The following is a 17,044-nucleotide window of genomic DNA, read 5'->3' as shown; positions in this document are numbered from 1 at the left end:
ACCATGGGCTGCTAAAACATCCCTAACTTCACCATGGCGGCGGGGCGCAAGCCTCAGCCCTGGAAGGGATCGCGCATCAGGATGGTGTCGTCGCGCTCGGGGCTGGTGGACAGCAGGGCCACCGGCGCGCCGATCAGTTCCTCGACCCGCCGCACGTATTTGACGGCGTTGGCGTTGAGGTCCTTGAACGAGCGGGCGCCGGCCGTGCTTTCGCTCCAGCCTTCCATTTCCTCATAGATCGGCTCGGCGGCCTTCTGGTCGCGCATGCCGGCCGGCAGGTAGTCGACGACCTTGTCGCCGATGCGGTAGCCGACGCAGATCTTCAGGGTCTTCAGGCCGTCCAGCACGTCCAGCTTGGTCAGGGCCACGCCGTGGATGCCGTTGATGGCCACCGACTGGCGCACCAGCACCGCGTCGAACCAGCCGCAGCGGCGAGCCCGGCCAGTGTTGACCCCGACCTCGCGGCCGACGGTCGACAGGTGCCTGCCGACCTCATCGTCCAGCTCGGCGGCGAACGGGCCTTCGCCGACCCGGGTGGTGTAGGCCTTGACGATGCCCAGCACATAGCCCGTCGCCGAGGGACCCATGCCGCTGCCGGCCGAGGCCTGGCCGGCCACGGTGTTGGACGAGGTGACGAACGGATAGGTGCCGTGGTCGACGTCGAGCAGGGCCCCCTGCGCGCCCTCGAACAGGATCCTGCGGCCGTCCTTGTAGGCCTTGTCCAGCAATCTCCAGGCCGGCTGGGCGTAGGCCAGCACCCGCGGGGCCAGCGCCATCAGGGCGTCGAACAGCTCGGCCGCGTCGGCTTCCGGCAGGTTCAGGCCGCGACGCAGGGCGCCGTGGTGGGCCAGCAGCCGGTCGATCTTCGGCTTCAGGGCTTCCGGATCGGCCAGATCGGCGACGCGGATGGCGCGGCGGCCGACCTTGTCCTCATAGGCCGGGCCGATGCCGCGGCCGGTGGTGCCGATCTTCTGGGTCGAGGCGGCCTCGCGGGCCTGGTCCAGGTCCTTGTGCAGCGGCAGGATCAGGCAGGCGTTGTCGGCCAGCACCAGCAGCTCGGGGGTGATCGCCACGCCCTGCTCGGCGATCTTGTCGATCTCCGACAGCAGGTGCCAGGGATCGACGACCACGCCGTTGCCGATGACGGAGAGCTTGCCTTGCACGACGCCCGACGGCAGCAGGGCCAGCTTGTAGACCTTGCCGTCGACCACCAGGGTGTGGCCGGCGTTGTGGCCGCCCTGGAACCGCACCACGACATCGGCCCGGTTGCTGAGCCAGTCGACGATCTTGCCCTTGCCCTCGTCGCCCCACTGGGCGCCGACAACGGTCACATTGGCCATGTTCAGATATGCCTTATCACCTGCCGAAAAGCGCCCGCGGCCCTTCGACAGGACTCGGCGGCGGACGTTTCATCTGTTGTGATCGGCGTGACGGCCCGCCAGAAGGGGGCCGCCCGGTTCAGAACTTGTAGACCAGCCGGACCCCGGCGTCGTCAAGTCCCTGGTTCTTGCCCTGGTGGAAGATCTGGCCGTTCGACAGGTGGGTGTAGCTGAGCTCGGCCGACCAGCTGTCGCTAAGATCGTAGCCCAGGGCCAGTTCCGGCTCGAACAGCACCTTCGAGCCGAAGTCGATGCGGTGATAGTAGAGATAGGTGCGGCGGGCCCGCTCCTCGTCGCTGATGTTGGGGGCGTTGGCGGGCGGCAGGCCGGCCTTGCCGTCGGTATAGGCCAGGCCCATGCCGGGACGCAGGTAGAAGCCACCCGGCTGGCCCAGCTCGATCCGCCAGTCGAAGCCGGCGGCCACGAAGTTGGAGGTGTTCTTGCTGTTGATCGAGACCATGGCGTGGACCTGCGGCTTGCCCAGCCAGCGCAGGTTCTCAAGGCGGTTGGTGCGGTAGCCGAGGTGGACGTCGACCCCGTCCTCGCGGCCGGCGGCGCCCAGGCCGACGGCGTCGCCGATGAAGGTGACGTCGTGCTTGTAGACGCCGACGAAGGCTTCGCCCGCGACGGCCGGCACGGCGACGGCCATGGCGACGCAGGCCGCGGCGGCGAGAAGGGCTTTGTTCACGGAATGCTCCCCAGCAGGATCGTGTTTTCTCTTACGGCGTGAACGGCGGGGCTGGCAAAGGGTTTCGGCGGCGCGCCGACGGCGATAGACCTTGGTCATGACCATCGCCCTGTCCGACATCCAGGCCGCCGCCGCCCGCCTGGCCGGCCGCGCCGTCCGCACGCCGCTGATCGAGAGCCCGGCCCTGAACGAGCGCCTGGGCGGCCGGGTGCTGATCAAGGCCGAGACCCTGCAGCGGGCCGGGGCCTTCAAGTTCCGCGGCGCCTATAACCGCCTGTCGCAGCTGAGCCAGGACGAGCGCCGGCGCGGGGTGGTGGCGTTCTCGTCGGGGAACCACGCTCAGGGGGTGGCTCTGGCGGCCCGGCTGCTGGACTGCCCGGCCCTGATTGTCATGCCCAGCGACTCCCCGGCCGTGAAGGTCGAGGGCACCCGCGGCTTCAGGGCCGAGATCCGGTTCTATGACCGCTTCACCGAGGACCGCGTCGCCATCGCCGACCAGATCGCCGCCGAGCGCGGCTGCGTGGTCGTGCCGTCCTATGACGACCCGCACATCATCGCCGGCCAGGGCACGGTCGGGCTGGAGATCGTCGAGCAGGCGCGCGCCCTCGACCTCGATCTGGACCTGGTGCTCTCGCCGGTGGGCGGCGGCGGGCTGATCGCCGGGGTCTCGACGGCGGTCAAGGCGCTGTCGCCGGCGACGGCGATCTGGGGCGCCGAACCGGCCGGCTTCGACGAGACCCGCCGTTCCCTGGCCTCGGGCCGGCGCGAGACCGTCGACCCGCAGGCCCGCTCGTTCTGCGACGCCTTGCTGACCCCCACGCCGGGCGAGCTGACCTGGCCGATCAACCAGCGCAACCTGGCAGGCGTCGCCGCCGTCACCGACGCCGAGGTCGCAGACGCGATGCGCTACGCCTTCTCGGTGCTGAAGCTGGTGGTCGAGCCCGGCGGCTGCGTCGCCTTGGCTGCGGGCCTGGCCGGCAAGATCGACCTGAACGGCAAGGCGGCGGCCATCGTCTGCTCCGGCGGCAATGTCGATCCGGCGCTCTATGGGCGGGTATTGGGCGGGGAGATCTGACGCCGTGCGTCCTTCGAGGCTCGGCTGCGCCTCGCACCTCAGGATGAGGAAATCAGCAACAACGCTCCTCATCCTGAGGCGCCCGCGCAGCGGGCCTCGAAGGACGCACGGCGCGGCCCCCTAGCCGCCGCCCATCACTCCCGCTAGGGTCCCGCTCCACGACCAAGATCTGCTCCAAAGAGTGCCGATGATGAAACGCCTGCTGCTCGCGACCGCCCTGATCGCCGCGCCCATGCTCGCCCACGCGGCGGACGCGCCCAACATCGACCCCGCCCGGCTGTCGGCCCACATCAAGGTGCTGTCGTCGGACGCGTTCGAGGGCCGCGGTCCGGCCACGGCCGGCGAGACCAAGGCGGTCGCCTATATCGTCGGCCAGATGAAGGCCATCGGCCTGGAGCCGGCCGGCGATCTGCAGAAGGATGGAACCCGCGCCTGGACCCAGGACGTGCCGCTGGGCAAGTTCGAGATCAAGGGCCCGGTCGAGGCCCGGTTCACGGCCGGCGGCCAATCCGTTCCCCTGGTCCAGGGCGAGCAGATCGCCATCCGCGCCGCCATGACCAATGTCGACAGCGTGGCGATCAAGGACGCCCCGATCGTCTTCGTCGGCTATGGGGTCAAGGCGCCCGAGCGCAATTGGGACGATTTCAAGGGCTTGGACGTCAAGGGCAAGGTCCTGGTCGTGCTGATCAACGATCCCGACTTCGAGACCGGGCCAGGCACCAAGAATGGGGGCGACTTTGGCGGCAAGGCCATGACCTATTACGGCCGCTGGACCTACAAGTTCGAGGAGGCCGCTCGCCGCGGCGCGGCCGGGGTGCTGATCGTCCACGAAACGGCGCCGGCCTCCTACGGCTGGGCGACGGTCAAGAACTCGAACACCAACGTGATGTTCGACATCGTCCGCAAGGATCCCAAGGCGACCCATCCGGCGCTGGAATCCTGGATCCAGCGCGACACGGCCGTCGGCCTGTTCAAGGCCGCGGGCCTGGACTTCGACGCGCTGAAGCAGCAGGCCCAAAGCCGCGACTTCAAGCCGGTGGAACTGAAGGGCGTGACCTTCTCGGCCAATTACGGCGTCGACCATGCGGTGATCGTCTCCAAGAACATCGCCGGCCGCATCAAGGGCACGGTTCATCCCGACGAGACGGTGATCTACAGCGCCCACTGGGACCATCTGGGGGTCGGCCAGCCCGACGCGCGCGGCGACAGGATCTATAACGGCGCGATCGACAACGCCGATGGCATCGCCGCCATCCTGGAGCTGGCCCGGGCCTTCAAGAGCCAGCCGGCCCCGCAGCGCTCGATCCTGTTCCTGGCCGTCACCGCCGAGGAGCGCGGCCTGCTGGGCTCGGAATACTACGCCTCCAACCCGCTCTATCCGCTGGCCAAGACGGTCGGCGACCTCAATATCGACGCCCTGTCGGCCAGCGGGCCGGCCAAGGACATCACCACCTCGGGCGACGGCAAGGTCGACCTGCAGGACCTGCTGGTCGCCAAGGCCAAGGCCCACGGCCGCTATTTCACACCCGACCCCTCGCCCCAGGCCGGCCACTTCTATCGCTCGGACCACTTCCCGTTCGCCAAGCGCGGCGTGCCGGCCATCTCGGTCGGTTCGGGCGAAGACCTGGTCGAGGGCGGCAAGGAGGCGGGCGAAAAGGCCGAGGCCGACTACACCGCCAACCGCTATCACCAGCCGGCCGACGAATGGCGGGCCGACTGGGACTTGCGCGGCCAGGCCCAGGACATCGGGCTGTTCTACGAAGTCGGCGCCGACCTGGCCAATTCCAGGGCCTGGCCGCAATGGCAGGCGGGGTCGGAGTTCAAGGCCCTGCGCGACCAGACCAAGGCCGAGCGGCAGTAAGGCGGGTCAGGGCGGCGGCGAGCATCAAAGCCCCATGATCGCCGCCGCCCCACCCACGAACGGCCGGTGCGGCTCGCAAGGTCCGAAATCCGAGTTTGCGCCCCGTCCCCCAAGGCGCCGCAACCCGCGATAACGGACCCGATGTCGCCAGGATCAGTCCCAGAATGATCCCACGCGCCGAGCCGTCATGTCGCCCCCTCCATGACCGCGTTCGCAAGGAGCGGCACCTGACGCCACCGCCGCCGCCGCGTCGAGCGGTCTCAACCGCCAGGGGATAGCCGCGCCCCAAGCTGCGCGGCGACGGGCGCCGGCCGGGCGCGGCGCCTCTAAATCAGCCAGGATTGCGGCCGCGGATAGGGCTCGCCGCGCAGGAGATGGACCAGGCCCAGGATGGTCCGCACGGCGAACCACAGGCCGATCGCCCCGAAGATCGCGCAGGCCAGCACGATCAGCGGAATGCCGATCAGCACCACCGACAGGGCCAGGCCGACCAGGAACAGCGCCAGGGCGGCCAGGAACCAGCCGATCGACATCCAGAAGGTGCGGATCGCGAAGGTGTAGTGGCTGGCGTTGACCGGCCCCGCGTCGCTGCGATTGACATAGGCGACGATCAGCCCGGCCAGAAAGGTCAGGCCGTTGACGAAGCCCAGCAGGTAGAGGGCGTAGACCACGATCGGCAGGAGCTTGTCCTCCTCCGCGCGATCGGGAGTGTGAGCCAGGTCGCTCATCATCAGATCATCCAGTTGCGGGGCGTGGGATAGGCCTGGCCCTTCAGCAGCCAGGACAGGCCCAGGACGCAGCGCACGGCCATCCACACCCAGACGGCCGCGACGATCACGAACCCGATGCCGACGATCATCAGCATGAAGCCGAGCACCGTGAACAGCAGCGACAGCCAGAAGGTGCGGATCTGGAAGACGTAGTGGCTCTGCATCCACTCGGGCGCGGCGTCCTTGCTGATATAGGCCAGGATCACCCCGACCACCGCCGTCAGCCCGTTGAACAGCCCGACCAGATAGAGGGCGTAGACCACCAGCGGCATGGTCTTGTCGTCCTGCAGGGCGGGCGGCACGGCCGGGTCGGAGGGATCGGTCTGGGTCATGGAACGATGGTCGTCGAAGACGGCCGCCGATGCAAATGAAGGTCGTGTAAGGCGGGCGATCTTCTCCTCCCCCGTGCAACGGGGGAGGAGCGATCATCCCAGCGGCAGCAGTTCGTCCGGCAAAGCGTGCGGGTCCAGCCCTTCGCCGCGGCCCAGCCAGGGCAGGACCGCGGCCAGCAGGATCAGGACGAAGGCCATGCGCGCGGCGATGGCAATGGCGGCTCCGGCCATGCCGGGGGTGAAGGCCAGCAGCAGCATCACCGCCGTGCCCGCCGCCAGCAGGCCCATGACCCAGGTCAGGCCTTCGCGCGGGGCTAGGACGCCGGCCCGTTCGAAGCGGGCGCCCCCACGCTTGCCTGAGGGCGACAGGTCGGCGGCGACGGCGGCGACAGCGCGGACGAACAGCGAAAACGCGGCCAGGCGATCGTCGAAGCGGCCGGGCCCGGCATAGCTCTGGGCGGTCAGCACAGTCCTGCGGCGGCCGAACGCCAGGGTCAGCACCCGCCGCCGGCCGCCCTCGCGCGGCCGGGCCAGGCGAAAGACGGTCAGGGCGTTGAGCGCAAAGCGCCGTTCGCGCGGGCCTCGGCGCTCGACCAGCTCCGCGCCCTCCAGCGTCCAGGTCGTCTCCGGCTGGAACGGCGCGAGGCGGGCGCTGTAGGCCAGGATGGTCACCCCCGGACGGCGGTGATTTCCACGCCCGCCGCCGCGGCGTGAGGGGCCAGGGCCAGGGGCTTTTCGACCCGCACCCGGGCGCGGGTGACGCGGCTGTCGGCGAAGGCGGCCTGGGCCAGACGCTCGGCGAAGGTCTCGACCAGGTCGATGTGGCCGGCCTCGGCGATGGCCTGGGCGTCGCGCAGGATGGTCTCGTAATTGACGGTGTCGCCCAGGGTCTCGCAATGGCTGGCGGCGACGTCGAGCTCGACGTCGATGACCAGGGGCTGGCGGCGGCCGTGCTCATGGTCGTAGACGCCGATCCAGGCCTCGACCTTCAGGCCGCGCACGAACACCTTGGTGACGATCACCCGGCCCGGGCTGGGCTGCGGCGTTTCGGGCGAGGCGTGGGGCTGGGGCTGGGCGGACACGGCGAGAGGGCCCTTAAGGCTGTGGGGTCAGGAACCGACGACGTCCGGCGTGCGCCAGCCCAGATGCTGACCCGCGTCGACGGCGATCATCTGGCCCGTGACCGACCCGGCGTCAATGAGGTAGCGCAGGGCGGCGGCCAGGTCGTCGAGTTCGACGGGGCGTTGCAGCAGGGTCCCTGCCGCCTCGCGCTCGAACTCGCCGGGGGCTTGGTGCACCGAGGGCAACACCGGCCCGGGGCCGATGGCGTTGACGCGGATGCGCGGCGCCAGCGCCTGGGCCATGGTCTGGGTCGCCCACCACAGGCCGGCCTTGGACAGGCTGTAGCTGAAGAATTGCGGGTTGGGCCGCAGCACCCGCTGGTCGACGATATTGACGATCTGGCCGGCGAGGTCGTCCGGCAGGGCGGCGGCGAAGGCCTGGGCCAGGACGATCGGGGCCCGCAGGTTGGCGTCCAGGTGAGCGTCCCAGCTGCCGCGCGTCGCCGTGGCCAGGCGGTCGTCCTCGAAGGTCGAGGCGCTGTTGACCAGCAGGGTGACCGGGCCCAGCTCGGCCTCGGCGCGGGCGACCAGGCCGGCGGCCTGGGCCTCGTCGGTCAGTTCGGCGGCCAGGACCACCGTGCGCCGGCCCAGGGCGGCGATCGCCTCGGCGACCGCCTGGGCCTCGTCGGCCGCGGCCCGGCAATGCACGGCGACGTCGAAACCGGCCTGCGCCGCTTCCAGCGCCAGGGCCTTGCCGATCCGGCGGCCGGCGCCGGTGACGAGGGCCGCGCCGCGCGTGGCCATCGGCCTAGTCGATACGGCCGAATTCGAACTTGTTGAGAGCGAAGATGACGCCGAGGAAGATGGCGATGATGCCGATCGCGAGCATGGGCGCGGGTCCGTTGTTCAGACTGAAACGATGCAGCGGCTTTAGCCCTGCGCGAGGCTGACCGCAAGGCCGCGACGCGCTAGCCTGCCGCCATGCTCTGGCGCCGCCGTATCGAACCCTTCACCCGTCCCCTGGTCTATGCGTGGTTTCGCCTTCGCCGCGGGCTGACCCTGGGGGTGCGCGGCCTGGTCACCGACGCCGAGGGCCGGGTGCTGCTGGTGCAGCACACCTATGTGCCGGGCTGGCACCTGCCCGGCGGCGGGGTCGAGCGGCGCGAGACGGCCGAGCAGGCCCTGGCCCACGAGCTGCGCGACGAGGCCGGCGTGCGGGTCCTGGGCCGCGCCAGCCTGGTCTCGGTGCACAGCAACGAGCCGCGGCACCCGGGCGACCATGTGTTGCTCTATCGCGTCCACGCCTGGGAGCCCTGCCCCGCCGCCGCCCAGGGCGAGATCCACGAGGTCGGCTGGTTCGCCCTCGACGCCCTGCCGGCCGGCATCACCCGGGGCGCCCGCCGGCGGATCGCCGAGGCCTTGCAGGGCGCCGATTGCGATCCGATGTGGTGAGGCGGGTTGATCAAGCGCCCGCTCTAGTGATCAATGATCATCAAAATGAATGTTTGAACGCGGGCCGCCGTCCTTTCGGATGAGCGCGGCCCCGCCCCGGAGGAGCACGGCATGCGCGACTACCTGAAGTTCTACATCGACGGCCAGTGGGTCGAGCCCAAGGGTTCCAAGACCGTCGACGTGATCAATCCGGCCACCGAGCAGGTCGCCGGCCGGGTGACCCTGGGGACGGCCGAGGACGTGGACCTGGCGGTCCGCGCCGCCCGCAAGGCCTTCGCCAGCTTCTCCCGGACCAGCCGCGAAGAGCGGGTCGACCTGCTCGAGCGGATCGTCGTCGAGTACCAGAAGCGCTTCGAGGACATGGCCAAGGCCATTACCGAGGAGATGGGCGCTCCGTCCTGGCTGGCCCAGCGCGCCCAGGCGGCCATGGGCCTGGCCCACGTCCAGACCGCCCTACAGGTGCTCAAGGACTACCGCTTCGAGGAGGACCGCGGCGCGACCCGGCTGGTCAAGGAGCCGATCGGGGTCTGCGCCTTCATTACGCCGTGGAACTGGCCGGTCAACCAGATCGCCTGCAAGGTCGCGCCGGCGCTGGCCACCGGCTGCACCATGGTGCTCAAGCCCTCGGAAGTGGCCCCGTTCTCAGCCTGGATCTGGACCGAGATCCTGGCCGCCGCCGGCGTGCCCGCCGGGGTCTACAACCTGGTCAATGGCGACGGCCCGACGGTCGGCGCGGCGCTGAGCGCCCATCCGCAGGTCGACATGGTGTCGTTCACCGGCTCGACCCGGGCCGGGATCGAGGTGGCCCGCAACGCCGCCCCGACCGTCAAGCGGGTGCACCAGGAACTGGGCGGCAAGAGCCCCAACATCCTGCTCGACGACGCCGACTTCCAGCGGGCGGTGGCCGGCGGGGTGGCCTCGGTGATGATGAACTCGGGCCAGTCGTGCAACGCCCCGACCCGGATGCTGGTCCCGCAGGCCCGGATGGACGAGGTGATCGCCATCGCCAGGACCGCCGCCGAGGCCCACACGGTCGGCGACCCGAATGGCAACGCCAAGCTCGGTCCCGTGGTGTCCGAAGTGCAGTGGAACAAGATCCAGGGCCTGATCCAGAAGGGCATCGACGAGGGCGCGACCCTGGTGACCGGCGGTCCCGGCAAGCCCGAGGGGCTGGAGACCGGCTACTATGTCAAGCCGACGGTGTTCGCCAACGTCACCTCGGACATGACCATCGCCAGGGAGGAGATCTTCGGGCCGGTGCTGGCCATCCTCGGCTACGACGGCGTCGACCAGGCGGTCGAGATCGGCAACGACACCGAATACGGCCTGGCCGCCTATGTCTCCGGGACCGATCTCGACCAGGTGCGCGAGGTGGCCTCAAGGCTGCGGGCCGGCCAGGTGATCCTCAACGGCGCCGGTCCCGACCTGATGGCGCCGTTCGGCGGCTACAAGATGAGCGGCAACGGCCGCGAATGGGGCGACCACGCGTTCGGCGAGTTCCTCGAGACCAAGGCGGTGCTGGGCTATTCGGCCAAGATCGCGGCGGAGTGATCGGGCCTCTCAGCACTCCACCCGGTTGACCGACAGCCCCACCGCCAGGCCGCCCAGCGAGGTCTCCTTGTAGATCTCGCTCATGTCCTCGCCGGTGCGCTTCATGGTGGCGATCACCTTGTCCAGCGACACCGAGTGCTGGCCGTCGCCGAGCAGGGCCAGGCGGGCGGCGTCGATGGCCTTGATCGCCCCCATGGCGTTGCGCTCGATGCAGGGGATCTGGACCAGGCCGCCGATCGGATCGCAGGTCAGGCCCAGATTGTGCTCCATGCCGATCTCGGCGGCGTTCTCGACCTGGTCGTTGGTCCCGCCCAGGGCCGCGCAAAGGCCCGCCGCCGCCATCGAGCAGGCCACGCCCACCTCGCCCTGGCAGCCGACCTCGGCCCCGCTGATCGAGGCGTTGCGCTTGTAGAGCGCGCCGATCGCCGCCGCCGTCAGCAGGAAGGTCCGCACCCCCTGCGGCGTGCCCTGGTGGAAGCGGTGGTAGAAGCGCAGCACCGCCGGGATCAGCCCGGCCGCGCCGTTGGTCGGGGCGGTGACCACCCGGCCGCCGGCCGCGTTCTCCTCATTGACCGCCATGGCCCACAGGTTGACGAAGTCCATGGCCGCCAGCGGGTCGCTGATCTGGCGCTCCATCCGGCCCTGGATGGTCTGGTGGATCTGCCGGGCCCGGCGCTTGACCGACAGACCGCCGGGCAGGGTGCCGGTCTCGCGCATGCCGCGCTCGATGCAGGCCTCCATGGCCGCGAAGATGGCGTCGAGGCCGGCGTTCAGCGCCGCCTCGTCCATCCGGGCCAACTCGTTGGCGCCCATCACCCCGGCGATCGACAGGCCGGCGTCGGCGGCGCGTTGCAGGAGGTCGGCGCCGGACTCGAACGGGTGGGGAACCTCCGGCCCCGCCTCCGGCGGAACATTGCGACCCATCTCGCGCTCGTCGCGGACGAAGCCGCCGCCAATCGAGAAATAGGTGCGCTCGGCCAGGACCTCTCCCGCCTTGCCGTAGGCGGTGAAGGTCAGGCCGTTCGGATGCTGCGGCAGGCGCTCATGGCCGGCCCAGACGATGTCGCGGGCCGGATCGAAGCCGATGCCGACCTCGCCGCCGAGGGTGACCCACTGGCTGGCCGCGGCCTGGGCCAGGGCCGCCTCGCCGGCGTCGGGATCCAGCGTGGCTGGCGCAAACCCCATCAGCCCCAGGATCACCGCCCGGTCGGTGGCGTGGCCGCGGCCGGTCAGGGCCAGGGAGGCGTAGAGCCGCGTCTCCACCCGGGCGACGTCCGCCAGCTTGCCGGCCTCGCGCAGCCGTCCGACGAACAGGTTGGCGGCCGTCATCGGCCCCATGGTGTGGCTGCTCGACGGACCGACGCCGAGCTTGAACAGGTCGAAGACGGAGGCGGTCATCGCAGTTCCCGTTCGCCTGGGACGCGCGAGGCCGGCAGGGGCGCGCCCGCCTCCACCGCCGCCGCCGGGCCGAACCGTTCGAAGGTCGCGGCGATCACTGCGCGGGTCACGTCCCACTCGACCATGGCCAGGGCCGCGTCCAGCGACACGAACCGGGCCTCGGCCGCGTCGTCGCCGGCGACCGGCTCGCCGGCCGTCCAGCGGGCGGCGTAGTCGATCATCAGATAGTGGCGGGTGGTCTCGCCGCCGGCCGGCGCGGTGAACAGGCCGTCGACCACGTCGACCAGGCCCAGCAGCTGCGCCTCGACGCCGGTCTCCTCGCGAAGCTCCCGCAGGGCGGCGACGGCGGTGGTCTCGCCCCATTCGAGCCGGCCGCCCGGCAGGCTCCACTGGCCCAGGCGCGGCGGCGTGCCGCGCTTGATCAGCAGCACCTGGTCGCCGCGCAGACAGACGACGCCGACGGTGGGGACGGGAAAGGACGCGGAAGCCATGGCGTCAGATACGCCCGGCCCGCCTCCAGTCAAGCGCGATGAAGGCCGCCAGTCTCATGGAAAGCCGACCCGCAGGTCGAGGCTGGAACTGACCCCCACCTTGGTCAGGCAGTCGCCCAGCCAGGCGTCGGCCGCCAGCCGGCCACGGGCCTTCAGGTCGGTCAGGAAGCTCCATTCGGTGTCGAACTTGCTGGCCAGGGACAGGTCGGCCAGCGGCTTGTCGGCGGTGATGGCGTGCAGCAGCATCCGCCGGTAGCGGCCGCGGGCGTTGTCCTTCAGCAGTCCCTCGTCGAGCAGCTTCTGGACGAAGGCGATGGCCCGCAGCTCCGAGGCCAGGGCGGCGTTGAAGGTGATTTCGTTGAGCCGGTCCATGATCTCGCCCGGGGTCTTGGGCGTCTCCTCCCGGACGAACGGGTTGAGGGTGACCACCAGGATGTCGTCGGGCGTCTTGTCGTAGAACAGCGGCCACAGCGGCGGATTGGCCAGGAAGCCGCCGTCCCAATAGGGCTCGCCGTCGATCTCCACGGCCTGGAACAGCTGCGGCAGGCAGGCGCTGGCCATGATGTGACGCACGGTCAGCTCGCTGTCGCGGAACACCTTCGCGCGGCTGGTGCGCACGGCGGTGGCGGCGATGTAGAGCTTGATCGGCGAGCGCTGGCGCAGGGCCTCGAAGTCGATCTCCGCCTCAAGGATGTCGTGCAGCGGATTGAGGTTGAACGGATTGAACTCATAGGGGCTGAGCGACAGGGCGAAGGTCTCGGCCAGCCGCCAGCCGGGGGTGTTCTTGAGCCAGTCGGCGCCGCCGGCGAAGGCGTTGGTCCAGATGCTGGTGTCGCCGAACACGTTGCGCCCGCCGTTGCGGTTGACCTGCCGCCAGTAGGATTCGAGCCTGGCCTTGGCGGCGGCGCGCCCGCCGTCGGCGCCGCCCTCCAGCAGGCCCTGGGCCAGGCAGACGGCGTTCATCGCCCCGGCCGAGGCGGCGGTCACGGCCTGAATCTCCAGGCCCTCCTCCTCCAGCAGGCGGTCGAGCACGCCCCACTCGAAGGCCCCGTGCGCGCCGCCGCCCTGCAGGGCCAGGCTGATCGGGCGCGGGCCCTTGGGTTTCCTCTTCAGCGGGCCGATGGGCATGGGGCGCTCCGGTTCGGGAGATCGCGCCCTATTGGGCCGTCCAGCCGCCGTCGATGGCGAACGAGGCCCCGTTGGCCGAGGCGCCGGCCTCGGAGACCAGATAGAGCAGCAGGCCCGACAGCTGCTCGAAGGTCACGAACTGCTTGGTCGGCTGGGCGGCGAGGATGACGTCCTTCATCACCGCCTCCTCGCTGATGCCGCGGGCCTTGGCCTGGTCGGTGATCTGGGCCTCGACCAGCGGGGTCTTCACGAAGCCGGGGCAGATGGCGTTGCAGGTGACGCCGAAGGTGGCGGTCTCCAGGGCGACGGTCTTGGTCAGGCCCAATATGCCGTGCTTGGCGGCGACATAGGCCGACTTGAACGGAGAGGCGACCAGGCCGTGGGCCGAGGCGATGTTGACGATCCGCCCGCGCCCCTGCTCCTTCATGATCGGCACCGCCGCCTTGGTGGCGTGGAAGGCCGAGGACAGGTTGATGGCGATGATCAGGTCCCACTGATCGGTCGGGAAGTCTTCGATCGGGGCCACGTGCTGGACGCCGGCGTTGTTGACCAGGATGTCCAGCTCGCCGAACTCGGCCTTGGCGGCGGCCACCATCTCGGCGATCTGGCCGGGCTTGGTCATGTCGGCGCCGTTGTAAAGCACCTCGACGCCGTGCTTCTCGGCCAGGGCGGCGCGGGTCTTTTCGATGGCGGTCATCTCGCCCAGGCCGTTGAGGACGACGTTGACCCCTTGGGCGGCCAGGGCGTCGGCCAGGGCGTGGCCGATGCCGCTGGTCGAACCGGTGACGATCGCGACCTGTCCCTGCAACCCGAAATCCACCGCCATCGCGCACTCCTTGAGACTGCCCGTCTTGTTGCGGCGCAACATACAGCCGGCCTCGGCGGCGGGCGAGCGCTTATAAATTCATCGATAGATGAATTCAGGGCTGGGGGCGAGCGAAAACCCAGTCGGCCGGGGTCGAGAGATCCTGCCGGTAGCGGTAGCCGTCCAGGTCGAAGGCCTTGAGCGCCTCGGCCTGGTCGATGCGATGGTCGACGGCGTAGCGGGCCATGCGGCCGCGGGCCTTCTTGGCGTAGAAGCCCAGCACCCGAAGGGCGTTGCCCTTCTCTTCCTTGAAGTGGCAGGTCACGGTCGGCGGCTTCAGGGCCTTGGCGTCGACGGCCCCGAAATATTCCTGGCTGGCCAGGTTCACCACGGTCGGGTCGGCGTGATCCTGGACGGCGGCGTTCAGGGTCTTGGCGATGGTCTCGCCCCAGAAGTCGTAGAGATTGGCGCCGCGCTTGGTCTTCAGCCGCGTGCCCATCTCCAGCCGATAGGCCTGCAGGGCGTCCAGCGGCCGCAGCACGCCATAGAGGCCCGACAGGATCCGCAGGTGGTCCTGGGCCCATTCCAGGGCCGGACGGTCGAGCTCGCGCGCCGCCAGGCCGGCATAGACGTCGCCATTGAAGGCGATCACCGCCTGCAGCCCCTCCTCGACCTGGGCGTCGAAGCGCTGGAAGCGCTCGTGGTTCAGGGTCGCCAGCTTCTCGGAGATGTGCATCAGCCGCCGCAGGTCGGCCGCCGTCAGCTTGCGCGCCACCTTGGCCAGCTCGGCGATCTGCGGCTTCAGCTCGGGCGTCGTCAGCGGCAGGACCTGGTCCGGCGCGGTGAAGTCCAGCGACTTGGCGGGGGAGATGACCATCAGCATGGGCGGGGAGATAGAGACTTCAGGCGACGGCGGCTAGAGCAAGCTGCGCGATGTTGGCATCGCCTGGCTTGCTCTAGTTTTTTGTTTTCGCATCGCTTTGCGGAAAACCGGCGGCCACTTTTCCGCGCGATGCTCTGTGTCGAACGGTGCGCCGTTCTTGACGAGCGTGACCATTTCCGGTTCTGTCCTGCAACCTGAGCGGTGGACGCCGCTCGGCGGTGGCGTTCCCCCAAATCCAGAACATGGAGACCAGGCATGCCGCTTGGAGTTATCGCCGTCGCCGGCGCAGGCGCGACCGGCCCCGCCCTGCCGGCGCCCCTGCCGCCCAATACCGCCCAACAGGTCGCCAACGCCATCGGCCAGGTCACCGCCGGCAACATGTTCGGCAATCCCGGCACCTTCCTCGCCAACGTGTTCAACTGGCGGGTCGATCGCCAGAACGCGCCGGCCAATCAGATCAATGTATCGGTCCAGCGCAACGGCGTCGGGGCGCCCAGCACCATCGCCAGCGTGTTCGTACCCACGGCCCTGAACCTCGCGCCCGGACCCAACGCCGCCGTCAACGCCGCGCGGGTCAAGGAGCTGGAGCGGACGGTGCGCCGGGGCCTGGAACTGAGCCTCGCCAGCCACGCCGCCGGGGCGGCGGCCGGCGCCTTCGTCATCACCCGGTACATCGTCAACGGCGCCTACTCGGCCTGAGGCTCGGGATTTCGCCTAGAACAGCACCCGCGGGTTCATGATCCGCTTGGGGTCCAGGGCCGCGCGCACGGCGCGCAGGGCTTCGATCTCGACCGGGCTCTTGTAGCGCAAGGCTTCCACCGACTTCATCGTCCCCAGGCCATGCTCGGCGCTGATCGAGCCGTCGAGGGCTGCGACGATGTCGTGGACGATCCGCGCGCCCGCGTCGCGCAGGGCGTCGTGGGGATCGTCGGCCGCGCCCTCGGCCCGCAGCACGTCGTAATGGACATTGCCGTCGCCGACATGACCGAAGGCGACGACGCGGACGCCGGGCGACAGTCGCTCGACCGCCGCCGTGGCCTGATCGATGAAGGCGGCGACCTTGGAGACCGGCACCGAGACGTCGTGCTTCCAGGCCGCGCCCTCGGGCTTCTGGCCGCCGGACTGGTTCTCGCGCACCGCCCAGAAGGCGTGGGCCTGGGCGTCGGATTGAGCGACGGCGGCGTCCTGGATCAGGCCGCCTTCCAGCGCCCCGGCCAGCAGCCGCTCCATGGCCGCCTCGGCCGCGCCGGGCTCGCCCGAGGCGGTCTCGACCAGCACGTACCAGGGATGCACAGCCTCCAGCGGCTCGCGCAGGCCGGGGATGTTCTTCAAGGCGAAGGCCACGCCCAACCGGCTCATCAGCTCGAAGGCCTCGACCGCCCCGCCGGTCTCGTCCTTGGCGCGGGCCAGCAGGGCGATGGCGTCCTGCGGCGTGGCCACCGCGGCGATCGCCACGCAACGCGAGGCCAGCAGCGGATGGAGCTTCAGGCTGACGGCGGTGATCACCCCCAGCGTGCCCTCGGCCCCGATCAGCAGGTGCTTGAGATCATAGCCGGTGTTGTCCTTGCGCAGGCGCTTGAGGCCGTTCCAGACCTCGCCATTGGGCAGCACCGCCTCGATGCCCAGGATCTGGTCGCGCATCACCCCATAGCGCAGCACCGCCGTGCCGCCGGCGTTGGTCGAGGCCAGGCCGCCGATGGTGCAGGACCCCTCCGAGGCCAGGCTGAGCGGAAAGCGCCGGCCCGCCGACAGGGCGGCCTCGTGGGCGGCGGCCAGGGTGACGCCCGCCTCCAGCACCATCACGTCGTCGAAGGCGTCGACGTCGCGCACCGCCGTCAGCCTCTCGGTCGACAGCAGGATCTCGCCCTGGGGAATCTGGCCGGCGACAAGTCCGGTGTTGCCGCCCTGCGGGGTGATCGCCACGCCGTCGGCGGCGCAGATCCCGACCACCGCGGCGACCTCCGCCGTCGAGCGCGGCAGGACCAGCAGCGGCGTCTGGCCCGTCCAGCGCCCGCGCCATTCCTGCAGCTTGGGGGCCAGGCGATCGGGGTCCTGGCTCCACCCGCCCGCGCCGAGCACGACCTTCAGGCGGGACAGGGTGTCGGCGGGCACGGGCTTGGTCATGGGCGCGGAGGATACGCTTTCTGGACGGTCGCTGTCAGTATATACT

At 70.0% G+C, this 17,044-nt stretch carries 20 protein-coding genes; 6 read left to right on the top strand and 14 right to left on the bottom strand.

Annotated features, from left to right (window positions below):
• Positions 1–53 precede the first annotated feature (53 nt).
• Positions 54–1,340, bottom strand: a complete 1,287-nt coding sequence (locus ACIPQB_RS23235; protein ID WP_446487619.1) for an adenylosuccinate synthase — start codon at positions 1,338–1,340, stop codon at positions 54–56.
• A gap of 118 nt (positions 1,341–1,458) precedes the next feature.
• On the bottom strand, positions 1,459–2,028 hold the full coding sequence (locus ACIPQB_RS23230; RefSeq protein ID WP_446487643.1) for an acyloxyacyl hydrolase: 570 nt from the start codon (positions 2,026–2,028) through the stop codon (positions 1,459–1,461).
• Positions 2,029–2,164: 136 nt separating this feature from the next.
• Between ACIPQB_RS23230 and ACIPQB_RS23225 the strand changes: the two genes are divergently transcribed.
• Genes ACIPQB_RS23225 through ACIPQB_RS23215 form a run of 3 tightly spaced genes read left to right on the top strand, consistent with a single transcriptional unit; the run spans position 2,165 to position 5,003 of the window.
• Positions 2,165–3,142, top strand: a complete 978-nt coding sequence (locus ACIPQB_RS23225) for a threonine ammonia-lyase (protein WP_446487618.1) — start codon at positions 2,165–2,167, stop codon at positions 3,140–3,142.
• A 24-nt stretch (positions 3,143–3,166) separates the two neighbouring features.
• Positions 3,167–3,289 carry a hypothetical protein gene (locus tag ACIPQB_RS23220; RefSeq protein WP_446487642.1) on the top strand — a complete coding sequence of 41 codons (123 nt, stop codon included), beginning with the start codon at positions 3,167–3,169 and terminating at the stop codon, positions 3,287–3,289.
• Positions 3,290–3,332: 43 nt separating this feature from the next.
• A complete protein-coding gene (locus ACIPQB_RS23215) occupies positions 3,333–5,003 on the top strand; it encodes a M28 family metallopeptidase (RefSeq protein WP_446487641.1) in 1,671 nt (556 codons plus the stop codon).
• 326 nt (positions 5,004–5,329) lie between these two features.
• On the opposite strand, the gene ACIPQB_RS23210 is transcribed toward ACIPQB_RS23215, so the two are convergent.
• From ACIPQB_RS23210 to ACIPQB_RS23190, 5 genes are all read right to left on the bottom strand, one after another.
• On the bottom strand, positions 5,330–5,731 hold the full coding sequence (locus ACIPQB_RS23210; protein WP_446487617.1) for a DUF4870 family protein: 402 nt from the start codon (positions 5,729–5,731) through the stop codon (positions 5,330–5,332).
• 2 nt (positions 5,732–5,733) lie between these two features.
• Positions 5,734–6,105 carry a DUF4870 family protein gene (locus ACIPQB_RS23205; RefSeq protein ID WP_446487616.1) on the bottom strand — a complete coding sequence of 124 codons (372 nt, stop codon included), beginning with the start codon at positions 6,103–6,105 and terminating at the stop codon, positions 5,734–5,736.
• 93 nt (positions 6,106–6,198) lie between these two features.
• Positions 6,199–6,777, bottom strand: a complete 579-nt coding sequence (locus tag ACIPQB_RS23200; RefSeq protein WP_446487615.1) for a hypothetical protein — start codon at positions 6,775–6,777, stop codon at positions 6,199–6,201.
• A complete protein-coding gene (folB, locus tag ACIPQB_RS23195) occupies positions 6,774–7,187 on the bottom strand; it encodes a dihydroneopterin aldolase (RefSeq protein ID WP_446487614.1) in 414 nt (137 codons plus the stop codon). The genes ACIPQB_RS23200 and folB overlap by 4 nt, the downstream gene beginning before the upstream one ends.
• A 27-nt stretch (positions 7,188–7,214) precedes the next feature.
• Complete coding sequence (locus tag ACIPQB_RS23190) at positions 7,215–7,970, bottom strand: SDR family oxidoreductase (protein WP_446487613.1); 756 nt, start codon at positions 7,968–7,970, stop codon at positions 7,215–7,217.
• 177 nt (positions 7,971–8,147) lie between these two features.
• Here ACIPQB_RS23190 and ACIPQB_RS23185 point away from each other — a divergent pair, with 177 nt between their 5' ends.
• Both ACIPQB_RS23185 and ACIPQB_RS23180 read left to right on the top strand, forming a co-directional pair.
• Entirely contained in the window at positions 8,148–8,618 is a 471-nt protein-coding gene (locus ACIPQB_RS23185) for an NUDIX domain-containing protein (protein WP_446487612.1), read from the top strand.
• Positions 8,619–8,729: 111 nt separating this feature from the next.
• Positions 8,730–10,169 (top strand): aldehyde dehydrogenase family protein, encoded by a 1,440-nt coding sequence (locus tag ACIPQB_RS23180; protein ID WP_446487611.1) that lies wholly within the window; start codon positions 8,730–8,732, stop codon positions 10,167–10,169.
• Between the two features lie 9 nt (positions 10,170–10,178).
• Here ACIPQB_RS23180 and ACIPQB_RS23175 read toward each other — a convergent pair whose 3' ends face one another.
• The 6 genes from ACIPQB_RS23175 to ACIPQB_RS23150 all read right to left on the bottom strand — a co-directional run bounded on the left by ACIPQB_RS23175 (position 10,179) and on the right by ACIPQB_RS23150 (position 15,048).
• A complete protein-coding gene (locus ACIPQB_RS23175) occupies positions 10,179–11,567 on the bottom strand; it encodes an L-serine ammonia-lyase (protein ID WP_446487610.1) in 1,389 nt (462 codons plus the stop codon).
• Complete coding sequence (locus tag ACIPQB_RS23170; protein ID WP_446487609.1) at positions 11,564–12,058, bottom strand: NUDIX hydrolase; 495 nt, start codon at positions 12,056–12,058, stop codon at positions 11,564–11,566. The genes ACIPQB_RS23175 and ACIPQB_RS23170 overlap by 4 nt, the downstream gene beginning before the upstream one ends.
• 54 nt (positions 12,059–12,112) lie before the next feature.
• The gene (locus ACIPQB_RS23165) at positions 12,113–13,186 is read right to left on the bottom strand and encodes a patatin-like phospholipase family protein (protein ID WP_446487608.1); all 1,074 of its coding nucleotides are present in this window, start codon (positions 13,184–13,186) and stop codon (positions 12,113–12,115) included.
• A gap of 28 nt (positions 13,187–13,214) precedes the next feature.
• A complete protein-coding gene (locus ACIPQB_RS23160) occupies positions 13,215–14,012 on the bottom strand; it encodes a 3-hydroxybutyrate dehydrogenase (RefSeq protein WP_446487607.1) in 798 nt (265 codons plus the stop codon).
• 94 nt (positions 14,013–14,106) lie between these two features.
• Entirely contained in the window at positions 14,107–14,874 is a 768-nt protein-coding gene (yaaA, locus tag ACIPQB_RS23155) for a peroxide stress protein YaaA (RefSeq protein ID WP_446487606.1), read from the bottom strand.
• Between the two features lie 33 nt (positions 14,875–14,907).
• Positions 14,908–15,048, bottom strand: a complete 141-nt coding sequence (locus ACIPQB_RS23150; protein ID WP_446487605.1) for a hypothetical protein — start codon at positions 15,046–15,048, stop codon at positions 14,908–14,910.
• An 81-nt stretch (positions 15,049–15,129) separates the two neighbouring features.
• Here ACIPQB_RS23150 and ACIPQB_RS23145 point away from each other — a divergent pair, with 81 nt between their 5' ends.
• Complete coding sequence (locus tag ACIPQB_RS23145; protein WP_446487604.1) at positions 15,130–15,573, top strand: hypothetical protein; 444 nt, start codon at positions 15,130–15,132, stop codon at positions 15,571–15,573.
• Between the two features lie 15 nt (positions 15,574–15,588).
• Here the strand turns inward: ACIPQB_RS23145 and ACIPQB_RS23140 are convergent, their stop codons facing one another.
• Complete coding sequence (locus ACIPQB_RS23140) at positions 15,589–16,998, bottom strand: FAD-binding oxidoreductase (RefSeq protein WP_446487603.1); 1,410 nt, start codon at positions 16,996–16,998, stop codon at positions 15,589–15,591.
• Positions 16,999–17,044 lie beyond the last annotated feature (46 nt).

The sequence above is a fragment of the Caulobacter sp. LARHSG274 genome (assembly GCF_052871235.1).
This window is presented reverse-complemented; position numbering and strand designations above follow the sequence as displayed.